Annotated in this window: 17 protein-coding genes; 5 read left to right on the forward strand and 12 right to left on the reverse strand. The window is 49.4% G+C overall.

Annotated elements, in window-relative coordinates:
• Positions 1 to 50: 50 nt before the first annotated feature.
• Positions 51 to 977 (forward strand): helix-turn-helix transcriptional regulator, encoded by a 927-nt coding sequence (locus tag AB432_RS22335; protein ID WP_053079614.1) that lies wholly within the window; start codon positions 51 to 53, stop codon positions 975 to 977.
• A 98-nt stretch (positions 978 to 1075) separates the two neighbouring features.
• Here the strand turns inward: AB432_RS22335 and AB432_RS22340 are convergent, their stop codons facing one another.
• From AB432_RS22340 to AB432_RS22355, 4 genes are all read right to left on the reverse strand, one after another.
• On the reverse strand, positions 1076 to 2152 hold the full coding sequence (locus tag AB432_RS22340; protein WP_048034148.1) for a glycoside hydrolase family 15 protein: 1077 nt from the start codon (positions 2150 to 2152) through the stop codon (positions 1076 to 1078).
• A 165-nt stretch (positions 2153 to 2317) separates the two neighbouring features.
• The gene (locus tag AB432_RS22345) at positions 2318 to 3142 is read right to left on the reverse strand and encodes an inositol monophosphatase family protein (RefSeq protein WP_048034149.1); all 825 of its coding nucleotides are present in this window, start codon (positions 3140 to 3142) and stop codon (positions 2318 to 2320) included.
• 285 nt (positions 3143 to 3427) lie between these two features.
• Positions 3428 to 3640, reverse strand: coding sequence for a CstA-like transporter-associated (seleno)protein (locus tag AB432_RS22350; protein WP_017250626.1), 213 nt, complete (start codon positions 3638 to 3640; stop codon positions 3428 to 3430).
• Complete coding sequence (locus tag AB432_RS22355; protein WP_048034150.1) at positions 3637 to 5727, reverse strand: carbon starvation CstA family protein; 2091 nt, start codon at positions 5725 to 5727, stop codon at positions 3637 to 3639. The genes AB432_RS22350 and AB432_RS22355 overlap by 4 nt, the downstream gene beginning before the upstream one ends.
• A gap of 256 nt (positions 5728 to 5983) precedes the next feature.
• On the opposite strand from AB432_RS22355, the gene AB432_RS22360 reads away from it, so the two are divergent.
• The gene (locus tag AB432_RS22360) at positions 5984 to 6469 is read left to right on the forward strand and encodes a hypothetical protein (protein ID WP_048034151.1); all 486 of its coding nucleotides are present in this window, start codon (positions 5984 to 5986) and stop codon (positions 6467 to 6469) included.
• A 59-nt stretch (positions 6470 to 6528) separates the two neighbouring features.
• On the opposite strand, the gene AB432_RS22365 is transcribed toward AB432_RS22360, so the two are convergent.
• From AB432_RS22365 to trxA, 6 genes are all read right to left on the reverse strand, one after another.
• On the reverse strand, positions 6529 to 7311 hold the full coding sequence (locus AB432_RS22365) for a LytR/AlgR family response regulator transcription factor (RefSeq protein ID WP_048034152.1): 783 nt from the start codon (positions 7309 to 7311) through the stop codon (positions 6529 to 6531).
• Positions 7286 to 9013 (reverse strand): sensor histidine kinase, encoded by a 1728-nt coding sequence (locus AB432_RS22370; RefSeq protein WP_048034153.1) that lies wholly within the window; start codon positions 9011 to 9013, stop codon positions 7286 to 7288. Before AB432_RS22370 ends, AB432_RS22365 begins: the two co-directional genes overlap by 26 nt.
• 161 nt (positions 9014 to 9174) lie before the next feature.
• Positions 9175 to 10002: a GNAT family N-acetyltransferase gene (locus tag AB432_RS22375; RefSeq protein WP_048034154.1), complete on the reverse strand. Its 828-nt coding sequence runs from the start codon at positions 10000 to 10002 to the stop codon at positions 9175 to 9177.
• Positions 10003 to 10044: 42 nt separating this feature from the next.
• Positions 10045 to 10653, reverse strand: a complete 609-nt coding sequence (locus tag AB432_RS22380; RefSeq protein ID WP_048034155.1) for an RNA polymerase sigma factor — start codon at positions 10651 to 10653, stop codon at positions 10045 to 10047.
• A 169-nt stretch (positions 10654 to 10822) separates the two neighbouring features.
• On the reverse strand, positions 10823 to 11914 hold the full coding sequence (hppD, locus tag AB432_RS22385) for a 4-hydroxyphenylpyruvate dioxygenase (RefSeq protein ID WP_048034156.1): 1092 nt from the start codon (positions 11912 to 11914) through the stop codon (positions 10823 to 10825).
• 225 nt (positions 11915 to 12139) lie between these two features.
• Positions 12140 to 12457 (reverse strand): thioredoxin, encoded by a 318-nt coding sequence (gene trxA, locus AB432_RS22390; RefSeq protein ID WP_048034157.1) that lies wholly within the window; start codon positions 12455 to 12457, stop codon positions 12140 to 12142.
• Positions 12458 to 12747: 290 nt separating this feature from the next.
• On the opposite strand from trxA, the gene AB432_RS22400 reads away from it, so the two are divergent.
• On the forward strand, positions 12748 to 13152 hold the full coding sequence (locus AB432_RS22400; RefSeq protein ID WP_048034159.1) for an RrF2 family transcriptional regulator: 405 nt from the start codon (positions 12748 to 12750) through the stop codon (positions 13150 to 13152).
• Positions 13153 to 13241: 89 nt separating this feature from the next.
• Positions 13242 to 13928, forward strand: coding sequence for a class I SAM-dependent methyltransferase (locus AB432_RS22405; RefSeq protein WP_048034160.1), 687 nt, complete (start codon positions 13242 to 13244; stop codon positions 13926 to 13928).
• An 82-nt stretch (positions 13929 to 14010) separates the two neighbouring features.
• Here AB432_RS22405 and AB432_RS22410 read toward each other — a convergent pair whose 3' ends face one another.
• On the reverse strand, positions 14011 to 15429 hold the full coding sequence (locus tag AB432_RS22410) for a hypothetical protein (protein WP_048034161.1): 1419 nt from the start codon (positions 15427 to 15429) through the stop codon (positions 14011 to 14013).
• 133 nt (positions 15430 to 15562) lie between these two features.
• Here AB432_RS22410 and AB432_RS22415 point away from each other — a divergent pair, with 133 nt between their 5' ends.
• Positions 15563 to 17236, forward strand: a complete 1674-nt coding sequence (locus tag AB432_RS22415; protein ID WP_048034162.1) for a M14 family metallopeptidase — start codon at positions 15563 to 15565, stop codon at positions 17234 to 17236.
• 62 nt (positions 17237 to 17298) lie between these two features.
• On the opposite strand, the gene AB432_RS22420 is transcribed toward AB432_RS22415, so the two are convergent.
• On the reverse strand, positions 17299 to 18180 hold the full coding sequence (locus AB432_RS22420) for a methyl-accepting chemotaxis protein (protein WP_048034163.1): 882 nt from the start codon (positions 18178 to 18180) through the stop codon (positions 17299 to 17301).
• Between the last annotated feature and the right edge of the window lie 23 nt (positions 18181 to 18203).

Consider the following 18203-nt stretch of genomic DNA (forward strand, 5'->3'; position numbering starts at 1 on the left):
TTCACTTTGACTCATCCCTTCATTCGTTTTAGCTAAAGCGAGGAATACGTATGAACCGAACAGGTCGTTTACTAGAACTGCTTGCGCTTTTCCACACTGGAAAAACCTTTACCGTGGGTGATTTAGCCAATACGTTGTCCGTGTCCAAACGAACGATGCTGCGTGACTTGCACTTGCTCAGCGAGGCTGGTGCACCCTTGCAAGCTTCCCCCGGTCCTGGCGGTGGTTACAGACTGATTCGATCCCATCAGCTAGCGCCCCTTGCCCTCACGACAGAGGAAGCCGTTGCTCTGATTTTGTCGTATGAAGCCCTTCTCTCCTACACGGACAAGCCATTTGCAAAAGAAACCTTGTCTGTGATCGCCAAGCTGCTTGCGAGTCTTCCAACAGACGCTTTGACTAGGGTAGAGGAGTTGCGCAAAAAACTGCGGGTGACGAACCCGAGCAGAAGTGTGGAGGCGCCGTTTTTGCGACCGCTCTTGGATGCTGCTCTATCACAACAAGCTGTGGAGATTACGTACGACTCCCTGAACCGACGAAGCACCCGCATCATTCAACCCGATTATTTGTACGCCTTCGATGGCTACTGGTACTGCAAATGCTTTTGCTTTCTCAGGCAATGCACGATCAAGCTGCGCGTTGACCGCATCCAAGCCATGACGATTGTAGATGTCCCATCTGTCGTGCCTGGTCCGCATGTCTCGCAGCATGAAGAACCAGTGCAGCTTCCCCTGCGAATTCGTTTGACGAGAAAAGGCTGCAAACTCGCCGAAATCCACCATCAATTCGGCAATCAGATTACGCTTCTGGCAGATGGCTCTGGCTTCATTACTGATACCATCGCTCCCTCCGACATAGATTGGGTAGCCCGGTTTGTACTTAGTCTGGGAAGAGAAGCGACAGTAGAGGAGCCTGCTGAGCTTATCAATTGGCTACATGAAGAGCTTCATGCTCTGTGTCACTTTTATCCCGGTTGAACACCACTCTGTTCGCTCCTGAAATGAGCATAGCAACAAATGGTGTCAATAGATGTCAGTAATAAGAAAAGCCAGGAAGACCCTCTTCCTGGCTAGTGTCAAATGCCGAGCTCTACCGCCAACACGAGAAACATCGCATGCGACCAAAGGAGCGGCACAGCAGGACGGCCTGCCCTCTCCACCCACATCTCATAATGAGCCGGAGAAAGCAAATGCTCCTGCACTTGTTCAGGCAGTCCGCTCGCTTGGCGCTGGGACACAATCCACACAGCTATCTTTTCAGCTTCTTCACGCTTGCCCGTTTTCACGTAATACCAGCCCAACCACGCGGATAACAGCAGCCACTGCCCTCCGCCGTAATACGTATCGGCTGGATAGCGATGCACCCCGTTTCCTGCGCGCAGCTCCTCTTCTATGGCCTGCACGGTTCGGATCATCAGTGGATCATCGACGTCGAAGATCCCATACGGCAGTGCCAGCCAGAGCATACTTGCATCTACAGAATGGTCCCCGACGGATTTTATTAATCGCCCGTTGGCTATGCCATGCTCGCGTATGAACTGGCGAATGGTCTCTCCTTCTTGAGCGAGTTCGAAAGCTCGGTCGGACAAATAAGGCTCCATCGCCTTGATCCCGGCATAAATGGCTCCTAGCGTCACCGGGTGGATTCGGTCTCCTCCCTCTTCCCAGCAATCAAAGTTCGGGAGCTGCCAGCACGCCATTACATAGTCAATCGTCAGTTCAATAGAAGGCTTCAGCTCGTGAATCAAGTCATGCTCCCCACTCATCCGCACATGCTCAGCCAGCCCCCACAGCCATGTCCCGTAGCCATCGAGCTGAAAGCTTCCCCATTCTCCGGCTACTTCTTCTCCGTCCGCTGTATAGCGGGTATGCAAAAAGCGGTCGTTCCCCGCATCATTTTTATCTAATCCTTTTTTTACTGCCGAAATGGCTGCTCTTGCCTTTGGCTCATGCTTTCGGATCACATCATCGCACCATTGGTAAAACTTGCGGGCGCTCTCATGATTGCCCGTACGGTTCATCGCGTAGGCCGTAAATGTTCCATCGCGGAGCCACGCATACTGATAGTGGGCAAATGCGGGTGAAGCGAGATACGCCCCCGTACTCGCTTGATGCTGAAGGATCAACTTTATACTTTCCTCGATCAGGGTCATGGTTATCCCCCTTTATTCGGACAAGCCGACTTCGTAATAAATACAGTCGCTGCTCGTCTTCCGACTATGTTTTATAGCATATGCAACCGCCGTCCTAATGGAAACCAATCTGCCTAGCAAAAGAAAACCCACTGGATGCGTATGTCCAGCGGGTTCTTGTGACATTTAATTTTGTGAAGGTATATCCGTATGTTCGGATTTCAGGTAATGCTGCAGCTCCTCATAAAAAGTCGGGTTGCAAGCCATCACGCTGCTTTTTTGGTCGTACGGTAGTGGTGTCCCCATCATGGTCGTCACCCGGCCGCCCGCTTCCTCTACAATAATGCGAGCTGCCCCGAAATCCCACGCATTGAGCTGCATACTGACGTAGCCATCCAGTCTTCCCGCAGCCACATACGCCATCTCCAGAGCGGCGCTTCCTAAAAGGCGCATACCGCGAACCTTCCCAGCCAGCTTTTTCACGATCAAGTCGATGCCGATTTGCTCAGCACGCTTGTTCCAAAATACGCTCGTGCACAATAAAGCTTGCTCCAGGCTCACTGCTCGATTCACCTGCAAGGGACGATCATTGAGAAAAGCCCCTTCTCCTTTTACCGCATAAAACAACTCGTCTCTGGAAGGATCGTAAACCGCTCCGACCATTCCCTCTCCCTTATGGTAAACGGCAATGGAAACGGAAAAATTGATTTGCTGATGCACAAAATTGGTCGTGCCATCAATCGGGTCGATGACCCAGAGCGTGTCATACTGCTTGTAATCCTCCGCATGTGCACTCTCTTCTCCAAGAATGCCGTGATCAGGGAAGCGTGCAAGAATCATTTGAATGACGTGATTCTCTACTTCTTTATCTACGGCTGTAACAAGATCGGAGGCTGATGTTTTATACTCGACGGTAAAAGGCTCCTTCATTCGCTTCAGACTCAGCTCACCCGCTGAACGGGCGCATTGCAAAGCAAGCTCCTTGAGAGCCGCCAGTGTTGATGCTTGCACACGTATCGCCACCTAAAACTTGACTTATTTTTTCGCAAAGCACGCCCTTTTCTTTTAGAAAGAGAGGCTTCGACGTTTTATTTGATAATGATGAGACAGCTCGTGCTAAAAAACGGTCATGCTATATGATTTAGTGTACCATACTTTACCTGCTGTTACACCACACGTTAGCCATGGGGAGTGCGCCTGAAATATCGTTGCTGCACCCAGCTCCCGAATGATTGAAAAAGGGTCTCTCCCTCGTCATTTTCTGACCGGGGAGACACCCTTTTTTACATGACCACTTTAGCAGCAGCGCGTTACGCCGCCTTTTTCAAATCGTTCGGTCAATGCGTACATGTAATACTCACGCTCTGTCATCGGAAAGATACCCGGTGCCCCATGTGTCTCATACCAATGAGCGAGATAGCGATCATAGTCTGGCATTCCGAAAATCGTTTTAATAGCAGAGCTCACTTTGCGCATTGCCTTTCGCATGGCTCTCAGCTTGCGCCTCATGCTACGTGATGTCCTTTCCCGTCAAATACATTTCCTTTGGACTTGATGTACGGCGACTCCTGCAACGGATAATGCTTGCCGCGGAGAATATTAATCCATACCCTCGCACCGTCGAGAATGATCCCAATCGTAATGACCATGAAGATTGCACATACCACAGCATCGATCTGGTCGTTGAAGATCATTTTTTGAGCAGCTTCTACTGTTTTTACTCCTTTTGGCAGCGTACCGGCATCCAGAGCCTTTTGGAATGATTCTGCATGCGAGAGGAACCCGATTTTGGGATCAGGATGGAACAGCTTTTGCCAGCCCGCTGTCAGCGTAGCCGTCGTCAGCCAAGCCATCGGTACGAGTGTGATCCAGGAGTAAGCAGCTTTGCCCATTTTGAAAATAATCGTCGTTCCCACTGTAAACGCAATTGCAGCGAGCATCTGGTTGGCGATACCAAAGAGCGGCCACAGAGTGTAAATGCCTCCCAACGGGTCCATGACACCTTGGAGCAGGAAGTATCCCCATCCGATGGTAATGATCCCAGAGCCAATCAGATTACCTGGTAGCCAGTTGACTTCCTTCATTTTCGGAATGACGTTGCCGAGCATGTCTTGTACCATGAATCGTCCGACACGCGTTCCCGCATCGATCGTCGTCAAAATAAAGACAGCCTCAAACAAGATCGCAAAGTGATACCAGAATGCCATTAATGCCTTGCCACCGAGTACACCCGAGAAAATTGTCGCCATCCCGATTGCCAGTGACGGCGCTCCGCCCGTTCGGGAAAGGATCGTCTTTTCCTGAATGTCGTTGGCGAGCGTCGTTAATTGGTCAGGGGTTACGGTATAGCCCCAGCCCGTTATCGTCGTCGCAACCTGGACTGCATCCACGCCAATTGCTGCGGCAGGTGAGTTGATCGCAAAATAGACACCGGGGGTCAACACGCACGCTGCAATCATCGCCATAACCGCGACGCCAGACTCCATCAGCATCCCGCCATAACCGATCAATGGCGCATGCGATTCCTTCGCGATCATCTTCGGCGTCGTTCCGGATGATACGAGTGAATGGAATCCTGATACGGCTCCGCACGCGATGGTAATAAACAAGAAGGGAAACAGATTTCCTGCAAAAACTGGGCCAGTTCCATCAATGAACTTCGTCAGTGCTGGCATTTGCAATGGCGGCAGTGTCAGCACAATTCCCACCGCCAATACCGCAATCGTCCCTACTTTCAAGAACGAGCTGAGATAATCGCGCGGTGCCAATAGCAGCCACACAGGCAAAACAGAGGCAATAAAGCCGTACACAATGATCATCCAGGCAAGCTGGACTTTGGAAAACGTGAAGGCTGGTCCCCATGTTGGCGATGCAGCGACGATTTGACCGAGCCAGAGGGAAAAGAACAAGAGAGCAAGCCCGATAATCGAGCCTTCCAATACCTGCCCGGGTCGTATATACCGCATATACAATCCCATCAATATCGCGATAGGCAGGGTCATGAATATCGTGAAGGTAGCCCACGGTGATTCAGCAAGAGCGTTTACAACCACCATCGCCAAAACAGCAATCAGGATAATCATAATGGCAATAATACCAATCAAAGCGAGTGCTCCGCCAACAGGACCGATCTCTTCCTTGGCGATTTGACCAAGGCTTTTTCCGTTGCGACGCATCGATCCGAACAGAATAATGAAGTCCTGCACCGCCCCACCGATCACGACCCCGACGATAATCCAGATCGTTCCCGGCAAATATCCCATTTGCGCAGCCAACGTAGGACCTACGAGCGGGCCTGCTCCTGCAATCGCAGCGAAATGGTGCCCAAACAACACCCATTTGTTCGTGGGCACGAAGTCTTTGCCGTCGTTGTTCACTTCTGCCGGAGTAGCGCGATTGTCATCGAGTGACATTAGTTTTTTGGCTATGAATTTGCTGTAAAAACGATAAGCTACAGCATAAGTGCAAAATGCGGCTGTCAGTAACCAGAACGAGTTGACTGATTCCCCTTGCCAGAGGGCTATCATCCCGAACCCGACAGCACCCAATGCGGCTATCCCGCCCCAAATCAAGAGGGAAAGAAACCATTTCTTCATCCGAGTCGCCTCCTCCTATTCATCAAATATTCAGGCAATAAACCTTAGAAAAACGTATCACATCGGACAGCTTGCCAACATAAAAAATGGCTGAACCGTACAAAAACAGGCACAAGCTGCACCATCCTCGTTTGAGTGTAAGCGCGTTCAATTTTGGGACGTAGAAAGTCTCCGCCCCGAGTCTGATACAAACTCCCCCACAATATGTTAAAGTTATACATAAATTGGTATGGAATTCAAAAAGGAGAATACGCACATGCGACGAATCGGGGGTTACATCATTATCGGAATCGGAGCGATTTTTGTTCTGGCTACCTACCTGAACGTACCGCTCGCAATGGACTTGCTATGGCCAGTCTTCCTTCTCATCCCAGGAATCGGGTTTCATATTTTCTTTTTTATGAACCCAAAGCCAAATCGTGCTGGATTGCTCGTGCCAGGCGGGATCTTGCTCGTTTATGCCCCACTCTTCTTTTTCAGCCAGCTATTTTTTCACGGGGATATGAGCACGACGTGGCCCTTCTTCCTGATCGGTCCTGCCGTGGGGCTTACCGAGCTGTACATATTCGGCAATCGCAAACCCGCTCTCTTGATCCCCATTGGCATCCTCACCGTTCTTGCCATCGTATTTTTGATTGCGAATCTGGCGTCCACCCAAGTGGGCGGCATCCTCGGCCTGATCCTGATCGTATTGGGCGGGATCATGGTGACACGTAAGAAAAACGATGACTATCCCGTGTAGGCAGTCAAAAAAAACAGACCAATCCTCCCCAAACCGGACGCAGGATTGGTCTGTTTCCTTTAAAACCCCAGTCGTTTCTTCAATTCCTTCACGACATTGCGACTGACAGGCACTTCTGTTTTGCGATGATCCTGCATGACGAGATGAATCGAGCCTTTGAACCAAGGGACGAGCTCTGCCGTTTTGGATAAATTGACAATAAAAGCGCGATGCGTCCGAAAAAATTGCTGACGGGACAGTCTGCTCTCCAGCTCCTGCAACGTAAACGTGGTCGCATATTGCTCACCTGCTGTATAAATGCTCGCATACCTTCCTTCCAAGGTAGCATAGACGATTTCGTTTGGATCAATCAGCATGATTTTGCCATTTTTCTCCACCGGGACACGACGCGGCTGAGTATCGACCAGCACATTTTGCAGAAGGGACTGTAGCCTTTCCTCCAGTAGAGGTGACGTGTCCAATGCAGGCTCAATTTTCCGCCTCATTCTTCGTACCCGATTCATCGTCTTTTCCAGACGCATTTCGCTGAACGGCTTGACGATATAATCGACGGCTTCGGCCTCAAATGCTCGAACCGCATGAAATTCATAAGCACTTGCGAAGATGATGACAGGTGGATTGACCATGGATTCCAGAAGCTCCTGCCCCACATCGACGCCATCCCTGTCCTGCAAATGGATGTCCAAAAAAACCGCATCCGGCTCTGTCTGAAGCACCGCTTCCAACGCCTCTTCCCCGCTGCCCGCCTCTCCTACTACGGACACCTCCGAAAACTGCTCCAGCAAATACCGCAGTTCTTCTCTGGCAGGCGTCTCATCATCGACGATGAACACTTTGAGCACTGACGTTCACCCCTATCGGTAATTGTATGGTGCATGTTGTGCCGCTCCCGCTTTTGCTCTCGATCACGATTCCATACGGTTCTCCGTAGATCGACTGGAGACGGCTTTTTACATTGGCAAGACCGATCCCGGATAATTGCCGCCCTGCACTCTTCTCATCTAGGGCTGGCTCGAATGGGTCCACTTTCATTCCTACTCCATTATCTGCCACTGTCAGTTCGACGGTTTGCTTTTCTTTGCGGCGCGCACGAATCACGACGGTTCCCCCTTCGCGCTTGGGCAACAGCCCGTGCTTGACCGCATTTTCTACCAGCGGCTGCAAAATCAGTCCTGGCACAGTAAACCGCTCTACCCCATCCTCGATGTCGTACTCTACATGGAGCTTGTCCCCGAACCTCGCACGTTCGATAGCCAAATACGCTTCGATATGCTCCAGCTCACGCGCCAAACTGACATATCCGCCAGAGTCATGCAAATTACGCCGGAAGTACTCCCCCAAATGAATCAACAGTTCGCGCGCCTGCTCGGGCCGGAAGCGAATAAAGGAAACGATCGTATTGAGCGCATTAAACAAGAAATGAGGATTGATCTGCGCATGCAAGGCTCTGATTTCTGCATCTGCCAACAGACGGGACTGCTTCTCTAGCTCAGCCAGTTCGAGCTGACTCGATATCAGGTTCCCCAATCCGCGTACGAGTTCCAAGTCCACCGCCGATAGTTTTCGTGAGCGATCCTGATACAGCTTGAGCACGCCCGCCACTTCACGTCTTCGCATCAGGGGGACAAGGATCGCATAGCGCAAGGAACAATTCGTCTCCCTGCATCCAATCTCTTCCTTCGTCTGGGCAATCTTTACTTCTTTTGTTGATAAAACTTCACGGGTCGCCTTGGTCGTTATGCCTTCTCCCACTACGTGATGGGATGAGCCTGCGCCAACATGTGCAAGTACAGAGCGCGTATCGGTAATCGCTACCGCTGCTACACGCGTCGTCCGCAATATTTCCTCCGCTACCTTATGGGCAGAGTCATACGTCAGTCCTTGACGCAAGTAAGACAACGTTTTGTCCGCTACTTGCAGCGTTCGCTGGGCTTGGAGCGCGCCAATCCGATCCTCTTCCTTTTTGGCCAAATCAATAATAATGATCAAAATAGCAATTCCGACCGAATTGACGATAGACATCGGTACACTTATGGCCTGCACCAATGCCAAAGCGTCAGCGTAAGGACGTGCGATGAGCAGAACAATTCCCATTTGCAGCCACTCCGCCAAGAAACCGACGACGAGTGCTGTCGTCCACCCGATTTTTTTGCTGCGGTTACGGCGGAACTGATAAATTAATCCCGCAAACAAGCCCTCGCTTATCGTCGAGATGGCACAAGCCACGTCCGTAAAGCCCCCCAATGAATAACGATGAATCCCCGCAATCAGTCCCGTCATCAGCCCTACCCATGGACCAGCCAGCAAGCCCGCCACGACAGTCCCAATCACGCGTGAATTCGCGATCGCATCCTGATACCAGATGCCATTATATGTACCCAGTATGGAAATAGCAGAAAAAATGACGACCATCAGTGCTTTTTCTCGCCACGTTGCTTGCTGGTTCAATATGCTGCGGAATGCACGTACACGCGTAAACAGCAAGGCCACCACGATCAAAACAGCCGTCCGCTCCGTCAACGGAACCATTAATGCCATGTTCATTTGTTTATCCCACTCCTGTCGCTGCCCGATGGTTCCTGTTCGTTTCTGCAACTAATCAAAATATTCACTTTTCATACCGTATTTCCCTCTTGCTTCTCTTCCTTTCCTAGTGAAAAAGGTTGCCGAAGTGATTTCGACAACCCATGGATACCCGTATCGTTTTAGTATTCGAACTCCAGTATTTTCCCCTTTTCTTTCGGTTCAAATCCTAGCTTTGTTGCCAGTCGCACTGACTCCTCATTGGTTTCCAGCGTGGTCCAGTGCGGGGTCAGCCCATGTTCCATGCAATGCTCCAGGTACGCCACACAAGCTAGCGTAGCAAAGCCCTGGTTCATGTCGGTTTCCTCGTAGGTTTCCACGCTAATTTCATGATCAAGCTCATGGACACAGCAAGACAGGCAAGCACTCACAATCGTATTTCCTTTACATACGCTGAAACCTACACCCCACTGCAAAAAATCATCCACCGAATGATAGAATTCCTCTACAACCTCGATCAGGGTGTTGTCAGGGTCGTCTTCTATGACACCTGCATCGATTCTTTTCAACGTGTATCCTTCAGGCAGAGGGCGATAGCTGATCTTTCGCGCTTGGAATTGCTCGGGATTGAACTGGTAGTAATACTCCCAATCCGTTTCTATCTCTCGATGCGAGATAGCTTTGGTCACTGCCTTTTCCCACGCTTCATCAGGCACAACTGCCAAAAAATGAGTGCCCCCGCATGATTCGGTCGTATATCTGCGTAATTCCCCCTCGATAAAGGCACCCAGATCGGCTGTGAACGCTTCATTGGCAGCATCCCCTACGAAAATACTGATCACGCCGGTTTGATCGACCAATGCTGTCCGGGGCTGCTCCACATCATCTACGTAAATCGCTCCTCGATTTGTCCCATTGATAATCGCATGGATGGTCAAATCGTTCACGTTATCAGGTGACAGCAACGTCCTGATTTTTGCATAATCCTTTGGTTCCAATCGATGAATCATCGCAATTTCGTCCCTTTCTCTCTCTTTTGGACATCTGTGTACTTATGCGGCTGACAGCGGAGCGAAGTCATCCAGATTCAGACTCAGCTTCCGCACAATAGTCGGGTCATCGTCCACGTTCCTTTCCTGGGAGGATTCCAGCTCTTCTGCAAGCAGTACGCGAGCCCGGTGCAGCCGGGATTTCACTGTGCCTTCCGGGACACCTACTCGCATGGCGACTTTTTTGATCGGCAAATCCTCGTAATAGTGAAGCCACACGACGATGCGCAGCTCTTGCTCCAACTTCCATACCGCCTCTGTTAGTTCAATCGCTTCGTAGGGGGCTTGTATGGCTATCTCTTCGATTTGCAGTGAAGACAGCTCTACGGTTCGGCTTCGTTTCTTTTTTCGCAGCCATTGTCTGCATTCGTTTATGAGAATTTGGATCATCCATGTTTTGAAATAAGCAGGCTCTCGCAGCGTTCGGATGGCTCTGAATGCTTTCATCATCGTATCCTGCACCACATCGGCACAATCCTCGTCCCGCCCGATATAGGTTCGTGCCAAGCCATACAAGGTACGCTCGTACATTTGAATGACTCTAGCGAAAGCTTCTACGTTACCGTCCTGTGCAAGCTGAATGTCTTGCTGAACGTCCCTCTTGATGATCACATTGCATAAGCCTCCTTTTATCTCCAATTTTTGGTTCCTATTAGTATAGATGATAGAGTCGAGTAAATGGTTCATGAGTTTTTATTTTTCTGCTTCGCAAATAGAAAAAGACCATCCCTTCCGCTTTTTCAGCCTGAGATGGTCTTGTCATGCTCGTTACATCAATGAATTACAGATTACCTCTGCGCTCCTGCTCGCGCTCCAGCGCCTCGAACAGTGCCTTGAAGTTGCCATTCCCGAAGCCGCGTGCTCCTTTGCGCTGGATAATCTCGATAAACAGCGTTGGACGGTCTACAATCGGCTTGCTGAACAGCTGCAAGAGATAGCCTTCGTCGTCTCTGTCAACCAAGACACCCAGCTTTCTCAGCGCCTCGATGTCTTCGTCGATTTCTCCTACACGCTCTTTCAAATCTTCGTAGTACGCATCTGGTACCATGAGGAAATCTACACCGTTATCACGCAGCTTCGATACAGTGTCGATTATGTCGTTGGTCAGGATCGCAATATGCTGCACACCTGGTCCTTTGTAGAACTCCAAAAACTCCTGAATCTGCGACTTGCGGCGTCCTTCTGCTGGCTCATTGATCGGGAACTTGATGCGTCCTGTTCCGCTTTGCATTACTTTGGACATGAGCGCAGAATACTCCGTCGAGATGTCGTCCTCACTGAAATTTTGTACGGCTGTAAAGCCCATGACCTTTTGGTAGTATTCTACCCACTCATCCATGACCTCGACGTTACCAACAATGTGGTCGATGCCGATGATACCCGTACTCTCCCCTTTGACTGGAGATTGGTAAGCTTTAAAGCCTGGGAAGAATGGGCCGTTGTAATTTTTTCGTTCGATAAAGGAATGAATGTTTTCGCCGTACGTACCGATAATCGCTTTTTTGACCGTCCCGAATTCATCGGTATACTCAGTCGGTTCCATGATCGGAATGGCTCCGCGAGAAACGGCCTCCCGGTAAGCCTGCTCACAATCCTCTACACGCAGGGCAACGTCTTTGACTCCGTCCCCATGCTTTTTCACAAAATCCGCGATCGGGCTGTCAGGCGTAAGCGCCCCACTGATCACGAACGTCATATGCTTCTGCTTCAAAACGTAAGAAACCTTTTCCCGAGAGCCTGTCTCCAAACCCGCATAGGCTACTGCTTCAAATCCAAACGCATTTGTAAAATAGTGCATAGCTTGCTTGGCGTTCCCTGTATAAAACTCCAGATAGTCCCAGTCCTGAATCGGGAAAAAATCGGTATTGCTCATTGCCTACCCCTCCGCTTTCTTGTTCAATTATTGACATTATTTTGTGAATTGGGATTATTTTGTCGTTATCTTGAGAGTACATTGGAAGCGCTTCCTCATGCAAGAACACGGAACAACGCGAAAACGCTCAAACGCTTTCATTTATTAAAGTACACATGCGAATAACAACTGGATACCAAAAAGCCACCGATCAAGTTGACCGATGGCTTTCGCTGCGTTTTCCTACTACTTATGTTTGAAAACAAATTGTTTCAGTTCCGCTAGAGGAGCCGCTCCTACGACTTTGTCGATCAATTCCCCGTTTTTGAGCAAAATGGTCGTTGGCAAACTCATAATGCCATACTGATTGGCAATCTCCGTTTGTTCATCGACATTGACCTTTAGGACTCGCACTTCGCTGCTATGCTCCCCATCAAACGATTCGAGTATCGGTCCAAAAAAACGGCATGGCCCGCACCAAGGTGCCCAAAAATTGACGAGGGTGTAGCCTTCGCTTTTTACATCTTGTTGAAAGGTAGTGTCAGTCGTGTGGCAAATGCTCATTTGTACTTTCCTCCCCTTTTTATGTTGAACAGTTATTCAAAATGACCATTAAAGAGCTTTAATATCCTTAATAGGGACAAAAAAATAACTCGCTGTACTTGGATCATTTCAAACAACTTGTTCACAGACTTATTGTATCTATAATATCCTTTAAAAATTTTTTGTGTCAAGTTGCACCACCCAAAAATGGTCATCGAAAGTTCAGATGCCAGCACGAATCACTCTTCCCCTTGATCATGCTTCGCATTCACTTTATGATGGATGTATTAAGTCCATGATTGAGGTGTCTTATGAAGTATTCACAGGCAACAGACTATGCCCTCCATGCGATGCTCTATCTGGTGGCAGAAGCGCCTGATAAACCCGTTAGTGTTCAGCTTTTGGCAGAGAAGCTAGGCGTTTCACAAACGTACCTGTCCAAAATGCTGACGAAACTGGTCAAGGCTGGGTTGATCCACTCTGTCTCTGGCGCAAATGGCGGATACAAGCTCAAACGCAACCAGGATGATATATCGTTTCTGGATGTTATCCAAGCTATTGAAGGGACAACCTCCTTGTTTGAATGCAGCTTCCATCATGATAGTGCGTGTCTGATTCAACAGGTTGTGGCTGACGCCGAGCAGCAAATGATGCAAACGCTGAAGAATAAAAAAATTGCTGACTTGGTCACACATATCCCCAACCGTTTGACGTAAAACAACTTCCTTGAAAAGCTCCGGCCACCTCGACCGGAGTTTTTCTTCATAACGGTATTGCTCAATCGATGAGAAGGGCGTGAACAAGGATGAGCCAATGGACAGAACAAGCGGCCAAGCAATGGGATCAATTTGCAGAAGACTGGCGAAAACGAAGTGAGCACATGTGGGAAAAAGGTAGCCGCAGCACCATCCTCCCCTATTTTATGAAGCATGTACCTGTCGGATCGGGACCTGTTCTCGATGCAGGCTGTGGTGACGGCTATGCCAGTTGCAAGCTCGCAGAGCACGGCTATCAGGTGAAGGGCATCGACATTGCCGGGGAAATGATTCGCCTCGCTCATGACCGGGTCATTTCCTTCCCAGGCTCTGTTCATTTTCAGACAGGAGACATCAGCAACCTTCCTTTTGCCGATGATTCATTCTCCGGTGTGCTCTCCATTAATGTAGTGGAATTCACGCCAGCTCCGCTCAAGGCACTCTTGGAGCTTCACCGCGTGCTCGCTCCCGGAGGAATTCTCGTCTTGGGAATCCTCGGTCCTACAGCTGGCCCCCGTGCACATAGCTATCGCAGACTATACGAAGAGACGACGATCCAAAATACGATGATGCCCTGGGAAGCCAAACAGTTGGCGAGCGAAAATGGCTTCACATTGCTGGGCGAAGAGCCGGTATACAAGGAAGGAATTACGCCAGATATCGCCGGCCGCCTAAGCGTAGAGCTGCGGGAGGCTGTCAGCTTTTTGACCTTGTTTGCTTTGCGGAAAATAGATTAAATGAACTTGCCGGTACATGCAAAAAACCCGCAGGAAAGCCACTCTGATAAAGTGACCTTCCTACGGGTTACCATTCCATATGTTAACGGTACTGAACATTATTCAGTTGCATCCACATCAATTTACTGTCAATCAACAAGGCAAGCGTCATCTCATCCATCCCGTGTAGTTGACGGTACAAGCGCTGGGTTTCGACCAAGTCATTGTAGGTCAAGAACGGATAGTCCGGTCTGCCGAATGTCCCGTCCGGAAAATAAGCGTAATGCAAATCGCCATTTCCGAGAATCCACTGCGATCCGAGGTTTACCACACCGTAGAGCATGATGTCTGCTAAGTCTTTGTCTACCCGGTCCCCGAATTGCATGTAGCTTTTGTAGAGAAAATTGATTTCCGCCAACTGATGATTCAAAGAAACATGTGTCTGAATCATTGGATTCGTTGCTGTCGCGTAGTCAGAAACCAGCCACCCTTGCTGTACTCCAGCGATGACAAAACGGTTCATGGCTGCGTGATTGTGAAAGTAAGAAGCATATTTTTTCGCCGATTGGCAAAAGTCATTTTCTTGATACTGATCACAGCCCCGCAGCATCAGATCAGCCGCTCCTGTGTTGAATCTCGTATCGTAAAAGCCCTCTGGTATCCCGTAATCGCCGCTTAACCACAAGGAGCGCGGCTGTGTCTTCCAGTACCCCTCAGGCTCCTGCTGCTTCAGGCTCGCTTTCAACATCACATAGCCCATATCCCGGGCAGCCTTGCTTCCACCTGTATATAAAAAGGAGCGAAGGACATAATTTTCAGGAATCCGCCAAAAAGAGGACTCCGAAGTCGGCTCGTACGTTGAAGGACTTTGATAGTAATACCCGTCGTACAGCCATTTTGCCTTTTCCGTTACGTCCAAGTTAAGCCAGACGCTGTCAATTGATTGTTCTCCCCAAGGAACGAGCGGATCTCTCGAATCGAGTGCCCACATTTCGCTGATAAAGCCTGCTTTCATCGGCAGCTTGATCACCAACTCGACACCAGATGATGTCTGTTTTACTTCGATTGGCAGCGCCAATGCCGGCTTTTCCTCAATCGTGGCTCTGCCTTTATCCACGTAGGTTATCGGCTTACCTAACCAAATATACCTGCCCTCCGTCTCTACAAAACCAGAGGCAAGCGGAAGGGTCTGGACCTGATCAAGCGTGACGACCTTCCAATACGGTTTCTTCGACTCATCATAGGCTCGATAGCGAAACATCATGTTCTGACTGTTGCCCTGAATCGGGAGGGTGAAAACGTAGGGCATCATATTGCGCTGACCTGTCAGTTTATGCGCCCAATACGTGACACCATCTGGGAAACGAAATTCTTGTTTTTGGTGCATCGCGCCATTCAAGTGGTCAACAGTTTCTGTTTCTGTTGGTTTTTTCCATTCGTTTGCAGAAAGATTGCTCGGAAAGAAACTACTTACGGCGATGGCCGTCATCAAAAGGAGCATTCTGCTGATTTTTCTGACCATGTCATCCCCCTATTCTATTAAAGGAGAACCGAAAGTCCTACTTTAAAATGAATATTTCGTAGCGATTATTATTTTTATAATAATCTGATAAATTAATCATAGGTGTCTACTTCTATTTCGCAGGAGGGAATTTATGGACAAGAAAGTACGCTACGTTGTTTCTACAGCACTCGTAATATCTCTGTTCACCAGCCCCTCAATCATCCATGCCACTCAAGCTGAACCACAACCCCACATTCCTTATTACGGAATAGGGCCAACCTATGTACAGCCTGCACAGATTGAGAGCTTGTTTCCCAAGCCAACTATCCAGTTTGGGACACCCGGCTTCCAAGAAGGAAAAGAAGCTTTTACGTCCCAGGAAGAAATGATGGCTTACATAAGCAAATTGGCAGCAGGCAACAAGGAAATCAAGCTGCTATCCATCGGCACATCATTGGAAGGTCGTGATATCCCCCTGCTGCTATTCAGCAAAGACCACGGCAAGCTCAAACAAAACAAGGAGAAGCCACTCATCTGGCTACAGGCACAAATCCACGGAAATGAACCCGCCTCTGGTGAATCTGCTCTTGTGATCGCCAAATGGCTGGCAGAAGGAAAACTTGGCGCGGACCTCCTGGATCAAGTAAACGTCGCGATTGTTCCTCGCATCAACCCGGATGGCTCCTACCAGTTCAAACGCTACATCGCGACAGAGCTGGATGCCAACCGCGACTACATGAAGGTAGAATATCCAGAGGTCCAAGCAGTTCACCAAGCTCTCAATGCCTATCAACCTGATGTGGTGCTTGACGCCCACGAATACGGTGTCTCTTCCAGCCAACTTCGCGATGTTGGGGAAAAAGGCGCGATCTCTTCCTACGATGTTCTGATCTCCTCTGCGAAAAACTTGAATATCCCCGCCAGCCTGCGCAAAATGTCAGACAACCTGCTCTTGGCTGACGTTCAAAAAGCACTCGACAAGGAGCAACTTTCTCATCACGCATACTATACGCTTGCAAAAGGCAAGGACGGAAAAGTGACCGCAACAGAAGGCAGCACAGAGACGAGAATCGGACGCAATGCCTTGGGATTGAAAAACACGTTGACCTTTTTGGTGGAAACACGCGGCATCGGCATTGGACGCGCCGATTTTGAGCGCCGTGTATACAGCCAGGCCATGACTCACGCTGCTGTCATCCAATCAACAGCGGCCAACGCCAAAGCAATCAAGTCCGCTGTGACCCAGGCACGCGCAGAAATCACGGAAAAAGGCAAAAAGGCAAACGACAACGACAAACTCGTCATCCTGAGTGAGAATAAGCGAGTACCGGGTCAAACTCTCGATGTGGTCGATCTAGCCACCGCAAAAAAAGTGCCTGCCCCCATCGACTGGGTAAGCTCCACGGATGCCTATCCCGTACTCGAACGCGAGCGCCCCACTGCTTATCTCATGCCTCCTGGCTACCATGAAGTCGCAGCCAAGCTGGAACTGCTCGGTGTTTCAGTAAGCAAGCTATCAAAAGAAACGACCATAGCGGTAGAAAGCTACACCATTTTGGAAAACAAGGTGAATACGATTTACGAGAATGGGCATTTCACCAACCAAGTGACTACAAATGTAACAGAAACAACGAAAACCTTTCCTGCGGGTAGCTACGTGTTCAGCATGGCTCAACCAAACGCCAACTTCATAGCATTGGCCTTGGAACCGGAATCGGTAGACAGCTACGTCACGTTTAACTTCTTGCCCGTTGAAAAGGGCGATGAAGTCCCGGTGTATCGCTATATGCTGGAGCAATCGCTACCTACCATCCAAATGAACTAAAGGAAAAATTCCCCTCTCTAAAGTTAGACTCCTGAGAGGGGAATTTTGTTACAGGTATAGGCTTACTTTATTTCAAACACTTCTTGGGCAAGCCCTGCCAGCTTTTGCGTATTGTCGCTCACTTCGACCATCGTCGCAGAAATTTCCTCCGTAGCGGCTGCCTGACTCTCCATCGTTTGATTAATCAATTCAATCGAATTTTGCAGCAGGGTTATCAAATCCCGGATGGAATCTGTGGTTTGCTTGATTTTGTCTGCATTCGCCCGCGAATCCGTCGCCATATTGCGAACTTCATTTGCAACGACAGCGAACCCTCGCCCTGCATCCCCTACTCGCGCAGCCTCAATGCTCGCATTCAGTCCCAAAATGTTACTTTGATCAGCGATTTTTTTCACGGCGAGCGTAATTTGCTCGATCTCAGTCGTACTTTGGCTCACATCATTGGCTTGCTCTGAGATCGCCTTCATTTGCTCGTTTAAATTCCCGATCTGCACAGCCATCTCATGTGTGGTGGCGCTGACCTGCTCGACGACGCTCGAGAGATTTGCCGCAATTTCATACAGCTCATTGGCTCGCTCCATGCTGGAACCAATGCCGACACCACCGATGACTTTTCCCGTGTGATCATGCAGAGGGATCGCCCTTGCGATGAGAGGAAACCCAAATAATTCCTTGGGGACCATCATCGCCTGCTTGGTGTTTTTTCGAATCGCGTTGGTGATCACATCTCCTTCCTGGAGTGGATCACCCGGCTTGACTTGCAGTGCAAATGTTTGGGCAGGCACATTGCGCAATAGCTTTTCCGTGTCATAGACCCCAATGGTAATGTCATCGGAGAGCAAATCATTTAAATAGGGGGCAACCTTGATGAACGCCTCGAGCAGCTCTGCGTTTTTCCCCTCTTCGGAAGCTTCCGTTTCGTTCCATTCTACGTAACCGTTCATGACCCTCTTCACCTCTATATTTT

Origin of the sequence: Brevibacillus brevis (assembly GCF_001039275.2) — a bacterium.
GTDB classification, from domain to species: Bacteria; Bacillota; Bacilli; order Brevibacillales; family Brevibacillaceae; genus Brevibacillus; species Brevibacillus brevis_C.